The sequence below is a fragment of the Methylobacterium sp. GC_Met_3 genome (genome assembly GCF_026540775.1).
Lineage (GTDB): Bacteria > Pseudomonadota > Alphaproteobacteria > Rhizobiales > Beijerinckiaceae > Methylobacterium.
This window is the reverse complement of sequence record NZ_JALNUL010000004.1, coordinates 116,721-129,809: the sequence shown is the minus strand read 5'-3', so window position 1 is coordinate 129,809 and position 13,089 is coordinate 116,721. Positions and strand designations below refer to the sequence as shown.

Here is a 13,089-nt window from a genome sequence, read left to right as displayed (position 1 = left end):
CAGGTCGGGGGCGGCCCTTCGGCCACCCCCGGGGTCACAATCCGTGCGGACGGAACTTAGGACTGCGTCTTCAGGTAGGCGATCACGTCGTTGATCTTCTTATCGTCCGGATAGCCCTGGAAGATCATCTTGGTGCCGGGCACCTTCGCCTTCGGGTTCTTCAGCCACTCGTGCAGATTGGCCTCGTCCCAGGTGATGCCCGAATTCTTCAGGGCCGCCGAGTAGCTGTAGCCTTCGTAGGTGCCCGCCTTGCGGCCCACGACGCCCTTCAGATCAGGTCCGACGCCATTCTTCTGAAAGTTGTGGCAAGCCTTGCAGGGGGCGAACGCCTTCTCGCCGGCGGCCGCGTCTCCGGCCTCCTGGGCCTGAACCGAGAGCGGAACCAGAACGGCAAGGACGGCGCCGAGAACGAGTGAACGCATGGATTTCCTCCTATTGGCCGCCGTCGCGGCAGCACTGTGGGCAGAATGGTCCTGCCTGGAATAGGTCTAATTGAAGTTACAGCCAAGGCGCAACGGTCCCACCCGGCCCAGCCCCCCGCCCGACCGCGACGGCGACCGGCAAAGCCTGAGCGCATCATCGCGATCCCGGCTCGGTGCGGCACATCGAAGCCACGCCGCGCGCCGGCTCATGGACCGAGACACCGTACGAAGGCCTCATCGGTCACGGGCCGGCTTGTGGCCCCGGTCGCCCGTCCTGTAAGCCTCATGATGCCGTGCAGACCGACGAACGACCGCTTCCGACAAGCCTGACGCGCCTGCTCGCCGCGACCCCATCCGCGCGGCTGCCGCCGAGGGAGCACAGGCTGCCCGCGCGGGATGGCGCGTCCGCCCATGTTGCACTGGAATCCGCCTTGCTGCGGGGCTTCGTGTGCGGCGTATCGGGCCTGGTCTGGCTGGTCGTGATGCTGCTGATCGTCCGCCATATCGTGGGTTAGGGGGCTCCCCGGGGCCCTGTGGACAGCGACGATCCACGCATGCGTCCGGCCGATCAATCAAGACTTGTCCGGTCAAATCCGCTATCGACAGGCGATGCTGCGGCCAAGATTGTTCTTGGCCTGCGCGGCAGGCGCTCTGTGCGAGGAACCAGACCATGTCGCTGACCGGGCGCTTCTGGTTTCGAAAATCCTGGACGGGGCGGCTCGTGCTGCTGGTCGAGGAGGAGAAGCCCCGGTGGTTCGGCCGTGGCGCCGGAAAGCCGCGCTGGCGCAATGCCCGATTGCTCGATTTCGCGGAGCCAGAATTGCGGCCGCTGATGATGATGGAGAAGCATCAGCACGCAAACGCCGGATCCGCACAGGTGCGCACCCTACGGCCGGTCCCCGTGCCTACAGAAATGCGGTCGGCCAACGGCTGAGCCGCGGCCTTGCGTGCGCTGGCCGGCCCGGATCACCACGTGAGCGCCGTGCCCCGCCCGGGGCCCGTTCTCGGAGGTGACGGGATCATGCCGCGCTATTTCTTCCACACGCAGATCGGCGACGACCTGATCAGCGATCCGACCGGCGTCGAGCTGCGCGACCCGGACGCAGCCTGGGACAAGGCACGCGACACGATCCGTGCGGCCCTGCGCGAGCAGGGGGACCAAGCCCGGCTCCTGACCGCTTGCCTGATCGTCGCCGATGCGGCTGGCGACATCGTGCTGGAATTTCCGTTCAGCGAGGTGGTCGCCATTCCGACCACGGACGATCCGATCCTGCACTGACAGCGGCGCGATGCGCTCAAGCGCCCTACATCGCGTCGACCGCGAGTGATCAGGATCTGCGCCACGATGGATACACCCCCGAACGACCTCGACGCGCATGCGCTCGGCCAGGCTGCGCCCGCCAAGGGCTTGGCGCGGGAGGCCTGCCCCTACGCCGAGGGCACGCAGGCCCGCGCGCTCTGGCTCGCTGGTTACGATGCGGCGCTGGCGGACGGCGCTGAGCCCATAACGGGCGGCATCGCCGAGCATCCGATCAACGGGGGGCGGTGATGGACGCCCGGACCGGAGCCCATCCCGGCGCCGCCGCGCATCCGGCCCTGGACCGCAAGGCGGTCGGCGCCGTGGTGCTGGGCAACGCGCTCGAGTTCTATGACTTCACGGTCTACGCCTTCTTCGCCAAGCCCATCGGGGCGGCGTTCTTCCCGGCGACCGACCCGACCCACAGCCTGCTCGCATCGCTGGCGCTGTTCGGCATCGGCTACGTCATGCGGCCGATCGGCGGGGCCTTGATCGGCGCCTTCGCCGATCGCGCCGGGCGCAAACCCGCGATGCTGATCACGATCGCGCTCATGGCGCTCGGCATGCTGATGCTGGCCGTTTGCCCGTCCTACGCGGCGATCGGCGGCTGGGCGCAGGTGATCGTCATCGCGGGGCGGCTGATCCAGGGCCTGGCGCTCGGCGGCGAGGTCGGCCCGTCCACCGCCTACCTGCTGGAGGCCGCACCCCCGGACCGGCGCGGCTTCGTGACCAGCTGGCAGATCGCCAGTCAGGGCTGCGCCGCCCTGTTCGCCGGGATCGTGGCCACCACCCTGGCGCTCGTCGTCGGCGATCAGGCGATGAGCGAGTGGGGCTGGCGGCTGATGTTCGTGCTGGGCCTCGGCGTCGTGCCGGTCGGCCTCGTCATCCGCAGCCACCTGCCGGAGACGGCAGGCGTCGAGGCGGATCCGAACGCGGCCGACTCGACCCTCGCGGTGGTCGGCCGGCTCCTGCGCGACCACGGCCGGCTGCTCGGTGTGACCTTCCTGGTGATCTCCGCCTCGACCGTCTCGAACGCCATCGGCACCAACATGCCGGTCTATGCCGGCGCGACGCTCGGCCTGAGCGAGACCGCCGCAACCGCGGTGCCGATTGCGCTGGGGCTCGCTTCGGTGGCGTTCCCGCTGCTGGGCGGCTGGCTGGCCGACCGGATCGGCCGGCGGCCCGTCATGATCTGGCCGCGGGCGCTGATCCTGATCCTGGCGGTCCCGGCCTTCGCCTGGGTGGTACAGGCGCCGAGCGCGGCCAGTGTCTACGCGGTGACGTTCCTGCTCTCGGCGCTCTCCTCCATCAACGCTGCCGCGGTGATCGTCGGCATCCCGGAGGCCCTGCCCCGGGCGGTGCGCAGCGCCGGCCTGTCGATCGTCTACGCGGTCTCGGTCTCGGTGTTCGGCGGCAGCACCAACTTCGTGGTGAACTGGCTGATCGCCACGACCGGAGACCGGCTTACGCCCGCCTACTACCTCGCGGCCTTCAGCCTCGTCGGGACGGTCGCGGCCTTCCTGATGCCGGAGACCCGCGGGCGCGACCTCGACTCGAACGAGGAGGCCGGGGCTCGCTGATCGGGTTGCCGGACTTTGGAGAGAGGCCTCCGCAGCAGGGCCTTGCGGACGCAAATACCGGGTTGGATAGGGCTGACGGGCGGGCGCGCAACTCCCTCCCCCGCAAAGGGGGGAGGGAGACGTGCGCTTCCAGTTCCCGATCCGTGAATATTGTAGCCCGCACGGGAGATGGGACTTGTCGCGCTCTGCCGCCCCTGCCGATCTCCGTCGGAGATCTGCAAATATCGCAGGGGATACGGTTGCCGCAGGCTCTTTCGTCGGCGCGGTGGGCCCGCGTCACCGATGTGTGATCGCGCACGCACGTCGCCCCAACGGAGCTGCTCCCTCGCGGCGATGCTAGGTTGTGAGCCGCGCTGGGCCTAGATCGGTCTAATGCCGACACCCCCTGAGACGCACCGCCCCCTGGTCCTCGCCGCGGTGATGGCGGCGATGTTCATGATCGCCATCGAGGCGACGATCGTCTCGACCGCGATGCCGCAGATCGCCGGTCAGCTCGGGGATCTCCACCTCTATGCCTGGGTGTTCGCGTCCTTCCTGCTGACCCAGACGGCCACCACGGTGGTGTTCGGCAAGCTTTCCGACCTCTACGGGCGCCGGCCGGTCCTGCTGTTCGGCATCGCGGTGTTCCTCCTCGGCTCGCTGCTCTGCGGCCTCGCGTGGTCGATGCCCTCGCTGATCCTGTTCCGCCTGGTGCAGGGGATCGGCGCGGGGGCGATCCAGCCGGTGAGCCTGACGGTGGTCGGGGATCTCTATTCGGCGCGGGAGCGCGGCCGGGTCCAGGGCTATCTCGCCAGCGTCTGGGGCATCTCGTCGGTGGCCGGCCCGCTGGTCGGCGGGCTGATCATCGGCCATCTGAGCTGGCCGTGGATCTTCTGGATCAACCTGCCGATCGGTCTCATCGCGGCGGGCCTGTTCCTCCGGTTCCTGCACGAGGGCGTCGAGCGCCGCAGCCGCCAGATCGACGTGATCGGCGCAGGCTTGTTCACCGCCGCGATCGCGGCTTTGATGATCGCGCTGACCCAGGCGGGCGAGTCGGCTGCAGCAGCGCTTTGGCCGGGCGTGGCCTTCGTGGTCGCCGCGCTCCTGTTCGTGCTGCAGGAGCGCCGCGCGCCCGACCCGATGCTCGACATCCGCCTGTGGATGCAGCGGCCGATCGCCACCGCCAACACCGCGACGCTCCTGTCCGGCATGACGGTGATCGGGCTCACGGCCTTCCTGCCGATGTACGTCCAGGGCGTGCTGCAGCAATCGCCGCTGATCGCCGGCCTGACCCTGACCCTGATGGTGCTGGGCTGGCCGATCGGCGCGACGACCGCGGCGCGCAGCTTCGTGCGCTTCGGCCTGCGCCCGATCCTGCTGGTCGGCGCGGTACTCCTGCCGCTCGGGGCCACCGCGTTCGTCGCCCTGGGGCCATCGACCTCACCCGCCGTGGCGGCTGCGGGCTCGATCGTGATGGGGCTGGGCATGGGCTTCCTGTCCACCGCCGCCATCGTGATCATCCAGGACAGCGTCGCCTGGGCGCAGCGCGGGGCCGCCACCGCGTCGAACATTTTTGCGCGCAACCTGGGCTCGACGCTCGGCGCGACTGCGCTCGGCGCCGTCCTGAACTACCGGCTGGCGCATCCGACGAGCGGGGCCACGGTCAGTTCGGATGAACTCCGGCGCCTGCTCGACGATCCGTCGAGCCTCGGCGCTGGCGGCGAGGCGATCCGGGCCGGGCTGCAGCATGCGCTCCACGGGACGTTCTGGACCGTCTTTGCGATCGCCGTGCTGACCCTGCTCCTGTCGCTCCTCGTGCCGCCCGTTGCGATCTCGGAGGGGCCGCGCGAGCTCGCGGTGGAGTAGGCGGCGAGCCTGGATGCTTCCGTGCCGCGGCCTCATGCATTAGCCTCCCACCATGCCCCTCGTTCCACCCCCGCGCCCCGCCGCCCCGCCCGCGACGGACATCCCGCCGACCAGCGTGCTGACTGCGAACCAGCCCGAATGGTCGGTGGGCGACCTCGCGGGCGCGCTGAAGCGCACCCTCGAAGACGCGTTCGGCCATGTGCGCCTGCGCGGCGAGATCTCGGGCTATCGCGGGCAGCACGGCTCGGGCCATGCCTACTTCTCGCTGAAGGACGGGCAGGCGCGCATCGATGCGGTGGTCTGGAAGGGCGTGTTCGGGCGCCTGCGCCAGCGGCCCCAGGAGGGGCTGGAGGTGATCGCCACCGGGCGCATCACCACCTTCGCGGGCAAATCGTCGTACCAGATCGTGGTCGAGAGCCTGGAGCCGGCGGGCCTCGGCGCCTGGATGGCTTTGCTGGAGGAGCGCAAGAAGCAGCTTGCCGCCGAGGGGCTGTTCGCGCCCGAGCACAAGCGCGCGATCCCCTACCTGCCGCGCGTCGTCGGCGTCGTCACCTCGCCCACCGGCGCGGTGATCCGGGACATCCTCCACCGGTTGGAAGATCGCTTCCCGCGTCCCGTCCTGGTTTGGCCGGTGCGGGTTCAGGGCGACGGCGCGGCCGAGGAGGTCGCCGCCGCGATCCGCGGCTTCAACGCCCTGAAGCCCGGCGGCTCGATCCCGCGCCCGGACGTGCTGATCGTCGCCCGCGGCGGCGGCTCGATCGAGGATCTCTGGGCGTTCAACGAGGAATGCGTGGTCCGCGCCGCCTTCGAGAGCGCGATCCCGCTGATCTCGGCGGTGGGTCACGAGACCGACACCACGCTGATCGACTACGTGTCCGATCGCCGCGCCCCGACCCCGACCGGAGCCGCCGAGATGGCGGTGCCGGTCCGGGCCGACCTGATCGCCACGGTGGCGGATCTCTCCGCCCGTGCGTTCGGCGCGGTCGGGCGCCGGATCGAGCGCGACCGGGTGGACCTGCGGGCGCTGGGGCGGGCCTTGCCGAGCGCCGATGCCCTGCTGGCGGCCAAGCGTCAGCGGCTCGATCTCGCGGAGGCGCGCCTCGCCCCGGCCCTGGCCGCGGGTGCAAGCCGGCATCGGGCACGGCTCCAGCTCCTGCTCGACCGGATGGCGCGGCGTTCGCCCGATGTGGCGCTGGCCAATGCCCGCGCCCGGTTGGCGCGGATCGATCACCGGCCGCTCCACGCCCTGCGCAACGACGTGCAGCGCAAGGGCGAGGCGCTGGTCCAACTCGGGCGCCGCCTTGTCGTCGCCCGCGACGCGAGCCTGGAGCGGGCCCGCGCCCTGCAGGCGCGCCGGACCGACCGGCTGCTCGCCCTGTCCGACCGCCTGGCCCAGGCCGGCGCGCGCGGGATCGAGCGGCGCCGGGATCGCCTGGAGGGGCTGGCCGGGCTCCTCGGCTCGCTCAGCTACCATGCCGTGCTCGAACGGGGTTACGTGCTGGTCCGGGACGCCGCCGGCCTGCCGATGCGCCGCGCCGCCGAGGCTGCCGCCGCCACGCGTCTCAGTCTGCAGTTTTCGGACGGGACTGTCGCCGTCGTGCCGGAGGGGGAGCGGGATCCGGACGACTCGCCCAAGCGCCGGACTGGCGCGCGGCCGACCTCAACCTCTTCTCGCCCGACGGAACGGCGTAGCGCGAAGCCGGCCAGCCCGGTGCGGCAGGGCTCACTGTTCGACGCCTGACAGGGTGGCGGGTTGAAGAAACGCATCGCTGCAATCCACCCGGTCGTCCCGTCGCTGTGCGGGCGAAGCCGGCAGAAGCGACCCGATTAATGATACGACGACGGTAAAACGCCCTCTCGAAGACGTGCAGGCCAGCCCGCGCGGCACCCGTTCAGCCCGGCTCTGGCCCGACCCGGTAGTGGTAGCGGTACAACTCGCGCTCGAATCCGAGGCTGCGATACAGCGCCCGCGCGGGGGTGTTCTCCGCTACCACCTGCAGGCAGGCGGCCTCGGCCCCCTGGGCCCGGCTCCAGCGGAGCAACGCCCCCACGGCGCGCCGGGCATGGCCGCGGCCGCGCAGGGGCGCGGGGGTCGCGACCGACTCGATCACCAGCAACCCGCGGTCGAGGACCCCGAAGGCGATCGCCCCGATCCCGTCCTCTGCGGCCGTGCTGGAGAAAACCCGCGGCAGCATCAGGGCCGCGACCGTGTCGCGAAACACCTGCGCGGCCGCGGCGTCGGCCTGGTTCACCGCGTCGCGAAGCGCCAGCCACTCCGCGCCGGGCGCCGTCGCGACGGTGCCGGACGGGTCGAGCGTATCCGGCACGCCGTCGAGGGTGCGGTACAGGGTGCAGGTCTCGTCAACGACCGCGTAGGCGCCGTGTGCGAGGAGCGGCTCCATCTGCGGCGCGATGGCGGGAATGCGGAAGATCGGGCGCTGGCCGAGGCTCCGGTAGAGCGCGCAAGCTGCCGCGATAGCAGGCTCGGGGGCGCCGCTTCCGCGCATCGGATTGACCGAGTTCTGCCGCTTCGACCGGCCGCCCGCGGCGCGCAGCAGATAGCCCTCAAGCAGGATCTGGCGCGGGCTCGGCCAGGCGTTGAGGCAGGCCTCATCCACGCGCCAGGCCAGATCGGAATCCCCGGTCATGATGTCCTCCTGGCGCGGTGATCGCATGCCGCGGGAACGCGGCCAACGGACCTCCGGCCAAGAGTTTTGCCGTGCGGCGTCGCGTACGCTTGAAGCATTCCAGGCCCGCGCGATGTCTTCGCGATGTCCGAACCCGAATACCTGTTCTGCCTGCACTTTCTCGGCGGGTCTGCCCGAAGTTGGGCGCGGCTCGCCGAGGCGCTCGACGGCGTCGTGACATGCGTACCCATAGACTTGCCGGGCTTCGGCGAGGAAGCCGGCATGACCGGTTTCTCGGTCGACGCAATGGCCGATCACATAGCGGAGGCCATCCGCGCCCGCGCACCCGCTTCCTACGGGATCGCGGGGCACAGCATGGGGGCCAAGGTGGCGTTGGCCCTGGCGCGCCGCTCCGAGGTCGGGGCGCCCGGTCTTGCCGGCCTCACCGACCTGATCCTGGTGTCCGGCTCGCCGCCGAGCCCCGAGCCGATCCCGGAGGAGCGCCGCACCCGGATGGGGGCCTGGATCGACGCGGATCCCGAGACGCGGGCGCGGGAGGCCAGGGCCTTCGTGCGCGAGAATGTTGGGACTACCCTGGATCGCGCGATCGAGGACGCGGCTGTGGCCGATGTGCTCCGGGCCGCGCCGGAAGCCTGGAAGGCCTGGCTCGAGTCCGGTGCCCGGGAGGATTGGTGCCGCCGCATCGGCGTCCTGCGCACGCCGGCCTTGATCCTGGCCGGTTCGGAGGATGCCGATCTCGGCGCGGACGCGCAGCAGGCGCTGATGGCGCCCCATCTCGCGCAGCATCGCCGCGTGACCGTCGATGGCGTCGGCCATCTCCTGCCGCTGGAGCGCCCCGACCTCCTGGCCGGGTCGGTGCGCGAGCATTTCGCCACGCGGGACGCGGCGCCCGTCGCCGGCCCGCCCGAAGTTCCGGCCGCCTACGCGACGCTGATCGCCTCCGAGCGGGTCAACAGCCGGCTGCGCGAAGCACTGAACACCCGTGCCGAGCCGGATGATTCCGCCTACCGGCCGGAGGCCATCGACCCGGTGGAACTCGCGATCCTGCGTGCCGCCCTCGCCCGGGTCCTGCCCGAGGCCGGCCTCGACCTGGCCGCACGGATCGACCGCCGCCTCGCCTCCGGACAGGGCGACGGCTGGCGCTTCTCGGCCCTGCCCGCCGACCCGGACGCCTATCGGGCCGCGCTGCGGACCCTCGATGCTGCCGCACGCGCGGCCCACGGCCGCCCGTTCGTGGCCCTCGACACCGACAACCAGGACGCGCTGCTGACGCTCTGCCAGCGGGGCGAACTGACGGTTCCGGACACACTCGGCGGCCGGCTCGACGCCGACCGGATGCGCTTCTGGTTCGAGGACCTGCGCGGCGACGCGGCCCGGCTCTGGCTCAGCCATCCGGCGGCCCTGGCGCGGATCGGTTTCTCGGGGATCGGCGCCGGCGGCGACCGGCCTGATGCGATCGCCACGGACCTGCCCGGCTTCCACGCGGTCGGGCTCGACACGCCCGAGGCCTGGGAACCACGACCGTCACACGGGGAGACTGCACGATGAACTTCGCGGGGATGCGGACCTACCGCGAGGATGACGTCGTCGATGCCGTGATCGTCGGCACCGGGGCGGGCGGCGCGCCGCTTCTCGCCCGCCTCGCCGCAGCGGGCCTGAAGGTCGTGGCCCTGGAGGCCGGACCGAACTTCACACCGGAGCGCTTCGCCTTCGACGAGACCCTGGCCGACGAGATCTACTGGACGGATGAGCGTCTCAGCGGCGGCTCGACGCCGGAGGCCTTCGGCGGCAACAACAGCGGCACCGGCGTCGGCGGCTCGACGCTGCACTGGGGCGCCTTCGTGCCGCGGGCCGATGCCCGCGACCTGCGGCTCCACATGGAGACCGGCGAGGGCGTCGACTGGCCCCTCGGCTATGACGACCTGCTGCCGTATTACGAGCGCGTCGAGCGCTTCATCGGCGTCTCGGGGGCGCAGAGCTATCCGTGGGATGCCGACCGGCGCTATCCCCTGCCCCCGGTGCCGCGCAACGGCCCCGCGCAGATCATGGCGCAGGCCTGCGAAGCCCGGGGCATCCGCTGGGCCGATGCGCCTGCGGCCGTGGTCTCGCGGGACTTCCAGTCCGAGGACGGACCCCACCGCGGCGCCTGCATCAATTGCGGCTACTGCCACCAGGGCTGCCGCAACGGCGCCAAGGCCAGCATGGATGTCACCTACCTGCCGATGGCGCTGGCCCGCGGTGCGGAGATCCGGGCCGAGGCGTTCGTGCACGGCCTGGAGCGCGGCACGGACGGGCGCATCACCGCCGTGGTCTACCGGCAGGACGGCCAGGACCGGCGCCAGCGTTGCGCCACGGTCTTCCTCTGCGCCGGCGCCGTCGAGACGCCGCGGCTGCTGCTGCATTGCGGGCTGGCCAATTCCAGCGACCAGATCGGCCGGAACTACATGGGCCATGTGGCGACGCAGGTCTGGGGCACCTTCCCGCACGAGGTGCGGATGAACCGCGGCTATCCCTCGTCGCTCATCACCGAGGACTTCATCCGCGCGGGCTCGGATTTCGCCGGCGGCTACCTGATCCAGAGCCTCGGCGTGGTGCCGGTGACCTTCGGCAACGCGGTGGCGCGCGGGCGCGGCCTGTGGGGCAAGCCGCTCCTCGACTATCTCGACCGCTACAACAACCTCGCCGGCATCGGCATCAACGGCGAGACGCTGCCCTGCGACGCCAACGTGCTGACGCTCTCCGACGAAACCGACGCGCGCGGGATGCGCAAGCCCCAGATCAGCTTCGGCTACGGCACCAACGAGAACCGCCTCAACGCCCACGCCACGCAGGTGATGCGTGACCTGTGGGAACAGGCCGGCGCCGACGACATCTGGGTGCTGGAGCGCGTCGCGCACACGCTGGGCACCTGCCGGATGGGCCGCGACGGGTCGAGCGCCGTGGTTGATCCGCAGGGCCGCAGCTTCGACATCGACAATTTGTGGATCTGCGACGGCTCGACCTTCCCGAGTTCGCTGGCTGCCAACCCGGCGCTGACTATCATGGCGCTGAGCCTGCGCACCGCCGACGCGTTTCTGGGCGGCGGATCGGCCGGGCGGGGCTGAGGTCCGGCCGGCGCACGGTGAAACGGCGCAGCGTGGCGGACGCGGCGGCAGCCTGAGACGCGCGAGGGGCGTTCCGTCGGCCTACGCGGCCCGCACCGTCGTGAGGAAGCGATCGACCTCCGCGAAGAGGTGCTCGGACTGGCGCGAGAGTTCGGAGGCCGCCCCGAGGACCTGGCTCGCCGCCGCCCCCGTCTCCTCGGCGGCATCCGCCACGCCCGCGACGTTGCTCCTCACCGCGCCGGTGCCCTGCGCCGCCTGGGTGACGTTGCGCACGATCTCCTGGGTCGCCGAGCCCTGTTGCTCTACCGCCGCGGCGATCGTGGTCGCCACCCCGCTGAGATCCTGGATCCGCCCGGTGATCACCCCGATCGCCGTCACCGCCTGGCCGGTCGAGGCCTGGACCCGCGTGATCTGCCCGGAGATCTCATCGGTGGCCTTGGCGGTCTGCTCGGCGAGCGCCTTGACCTCCGAGGCGACCACCGCAAAACCGCGGCCGGCGGCACCGGCCCGGGCCGCCTCGATCGTGGCGTTGAGCGCCAGGAGGTTGGTCTGGCTCGCGATCGAGGCGATCAGCCCGACCACATCGCCGATGCGCGCGACCGCCCCACTCAGCTCCTGCACCAGCGCGGTGGTCCGATCGGCCTCCGAAGCCGTCGCCTGCGCGAGTTCCGCGGAGCCCTGCACCTGTCGGCCGATCTCAAGAACCGAGGAGCCCAGTTCCTCGGCCGCCGCCGCCACGGTGCTGACGTTGCTGGCGGCCTGCTCGGCGGCGGCCGCCACGGTGGTGGATTGGTCGGCCGTCTGGGCCGCGGTGGCGCTCATGGTCTGGGCGGTGGCCTGCAATTCGGTGGCCGACGCCGAGACGAGGTCGATGATGCTGCCGACCGCCCGCTCGAAGCCGTCGGCCATCTGCCGCATGACGGTCCTGCGCTGCTCCTCGGCGGCCAGCCGCGCCTGGGCGGTCTCCGCCTCAAGCGCGCGGGTGCGGATCAGGTTGTCCTTGAATACCTGCATGGCCGCCGCCATCGCGCCGATCTCATCGCGGCGGTTCAAGCTCGGGATCCGGACGTCCAGATCACCGGCCCCGAGCCTGGACATCGTCCCCTGCATGGCGGTGAGCGGCCGGACGACGCGGAACTGCGTGATCGCCAGGCCCCCCAGGACCACGAGCAACGCCGCCCCGATGACGGCCGACATCGCTGTCATGAGCCGCCGCGCCCGTTCGACCGCGGTTTCCGTCGCGGCTACGACCTGATCCATCGCACTCGTCGCGACGGTCAGGACCGTGCGCTGGCGGACGCCGTTGTCCGCCTGGAGGTCGGCCAGGGAAATCGGCATCGCCCCGCCGACTAGACCCTCGCGGACGGCGTGTCTGAACTGGGCGTTCTCGGCGGAGAACATGCGCGCCTGCGCCACGGCAACGTTCTGCCGGATCAGATCCGGCACGTCCGGCCGGTGAAGGCGCTCTTGGACGGAAGACCAGAAGGCGTCGGCCTTTCCCAGGTTCGCCGCCATGGATTCCGCCTCGGCTGCCGACAGGGGCTTCCGGCCGGCGACCGCCTGCGTGAGCGTGGCATAGGCCGATCCGACTGCGGAGCGGGCGTGCCACGCCGCGTTCTTGATCGCCACGAGGGAGCCGGTTTCGGGCGCGATCCGCTGGATCCGGTCTCCCAGGCCGACTGAGAGACGATCGAGCGTCGCCAGCAGGCGGTCCGCTTGCGTCGCCCAGCGCTCCGCCAGCGCATCATCCCGGTCTTCCGTGCGGGCCAACGCATGGTCGATCGCCGGACGCAGCGCGACGAGCGCCCGATACTCGGAGTGTGTCTCTGCCGCGGCCTTCGTGAGTTCGGGGTCGGCGAACCCGGCCGCCTGCAAACCGATCTCCCGCATCGTCGCATCGACTTCCGAGCGGACCTTGGCGATCCGCTCGATGACTGTCCGGGCCTCCCCGGTACTCGCCTTGAGGCCGGAAAGGCTGTTGCCCCGCTCGAAGCGAAGGGCCTGCAATGCGTTCAAGACGGCTTTGTCCGCGACGGCATCGAGCTTGGCGATTTCAGACGCGGCCACGACCTCCCACGCATGCCACGCCCGCACCGCGACATCGGCGATGAGCGCGAGGCCGAGGAACCCAACGACCGCGAAGAGATTCGTCCGGAGCGAGATATTGAGCACGCGCATGCTCTGTATTCCCTG

Annotated in this window: 12 protein-coding genes; 9 read left to right on the top strand and 3 right to left on the bottom strand. The window is 70.9% G+C overall.

Features of this window, described 5'->3' with window-relative positions; genetic code table 11:
- Positions 1-56 precede the first annotated feature (56 nt).
- On the bottom strand, positions 57-422 hold the full coding sequence (locus OXS27_RS07840) for a cytochrome c family protein (protein WP_243927036.1): 366 nt from the start codon (positions 420-422) through the stop codon (positions 57-59).
- A 293-nt stretch (positions 423-715) separates the two neighbouring features.
- Here OXS27_RS07840 and OXS27_RS07835 point away from each other — a divergent pair, with 293 nt between their 5' ends.
- The 7 genes from OXS27_RS07835 (at position 716) to xseA (ending at position 6,885) form a co-directional block, all read left to right on the top strand.
- Positions 716-937, top strand: coding sequence for a hypothetical protein (locus OXS27_RS07835; RefSeq protein ID WP_267355402.1), 222 nt, complete (start codon positions 716-718; stop codon positions 935-937).
- A gap of 155 nt (positions 938-1,092) precedes the next feature.
- Positions 1,093-1,356: a hypothetical protein gene (locus OXS27_RS07830; RefSeq protein ID WP_267355401.1), complete on the top strand. Its 264-nt coding sequence runs from the start codon at positions 1,093-1,095 to the stop codon at positions 1,354-1,356.
- Positions 1,357-1,443: 87 nt separating this feature from the next.
- A complete protein-coding gene (locus OXS27_RS07825; protein WP_267355400.1) occupies positions 1,444-1,701 on the top strand; it encodes a hypothetical protein in 258 nt (85 codons plus the stop codon).
- Positions 1,702-1,767: 66 nt separating this feature from the next.
- The gene (locus tag OXS27_RS07820; protein ID WP_243927029.1) at positions 1,768-1,971 is read left to right on the top strand and encodes an Rmf/CrpP family protein; all 204 of its coding nucleotides are present in this window, start codon (positions 1,768-1,770) and stop codon (positions 1,969-1,971) included.
- Positions 1,971-3,299 (top strand): MFS transporter, encoded by a 1,329-nt coding sequence (locus tag OXS27_RS07815; protein ID WP_267355399.1) that lies wholly within the window; start codon positions 1,971-1,973, stop codon positions 3,297-3,299. The genes OXS27_RS07820 and OXS27_RS07815 overlap by 1 nt, the downstream gene beginning before the upstream one ends.
- 372 nt (positions 3,300-3,671) lie before the next feature.
- Positions 3,672-5,144 (top strand): MDR family MFS transporter, encoded by a 1,473-nt coding sequence (locus tag OXS27_RS07810; RefSeq protein WP_267355398.1) that lies wholly within the window; start codon positions 3,672-3,674, stop codon positions 5,142-5,144.
- A 52-nt stretch (positions 5,145-5,196) separates the two neighbouring features.
- Positions 5,197-6,885, top strand: a complete 1,689-nt coding sequence (gene xseA / locus OXS27_RS07805) for an exodeoxyribonuclease VII large subunit (protein WP_267355397.1) — start codon at positions 5,197-5,199, stop codon at positions 6,883-6,885.
- A 151-nt stretch (positions 6,886-7,036) separates the two neighbouring features.
- Here xseA and OXS27_RS07800 read toward each other — a convergent pair whose 3' ends face one another.
- Positions 7,037-7,792, bottom strand: a complete 756-nt coding sequence (locus OXS27_RS07800; RefSeq protein ID WP_243927021.1) for a GNAT family N-acetyltransferase — start codon at positions 7,790-7,792, stop codon at positions 7,037-7,039.
- A gap of 123 nt (positions 7,793-7,915) precedes the next feature.
- Between OXS27_RS07800 and OXS27_RS07795 the strand changes: the two genes are divergently transcribed.
- Together OXS27_RS07795 and OXS27_RS07790 are read left to right on the top strand one after the other, a co-directional pair.
- Positions 7,916-9,340, top strand: a complete 1,425-nt coding sequence (locus OXS27_RS07795; RefSeq protein WP_267355396.1) for an alpha/beta hydrolase — start codon at positions 7,916-7,918, stop codon at positions 9,338-9,340.
- Complete coding sequence (locus OXS27_RS07790; protein ID WP_267355395.1) at positions 9,337-10,896, top strand: GMC family oxidoreductase; 1,560 nt, start codon at positions 9,337-9,339, stop codon at positions 10,894-10,896. Before OXS27_RS07795 ends, OXS27_RS07790 begins: the two co-directional genes overlap by 4 nt.
- Positions 10,897-10,977: 81 nt before the next feature.
- On the opposite strand, the gene OXS27_RS07785 is transcribed toward OXS27_RS07790, so the two are convergent.
- The gene (locus OXS27_RS07785; RefSeq protein WP_267355394.1) at positions 10,978-13,074 is read right to left on the bottom strand and encodes a methyl-accepting chemotaxis protein; all 2,097 of its coding nucleotides are present in this window, start codon (positions 13,072-13,074) and stop codon (positions 10,978-10,980) included.
- Between the last annotated feature and the right edge of the window lie 15 nt (positions 13,075-13,089).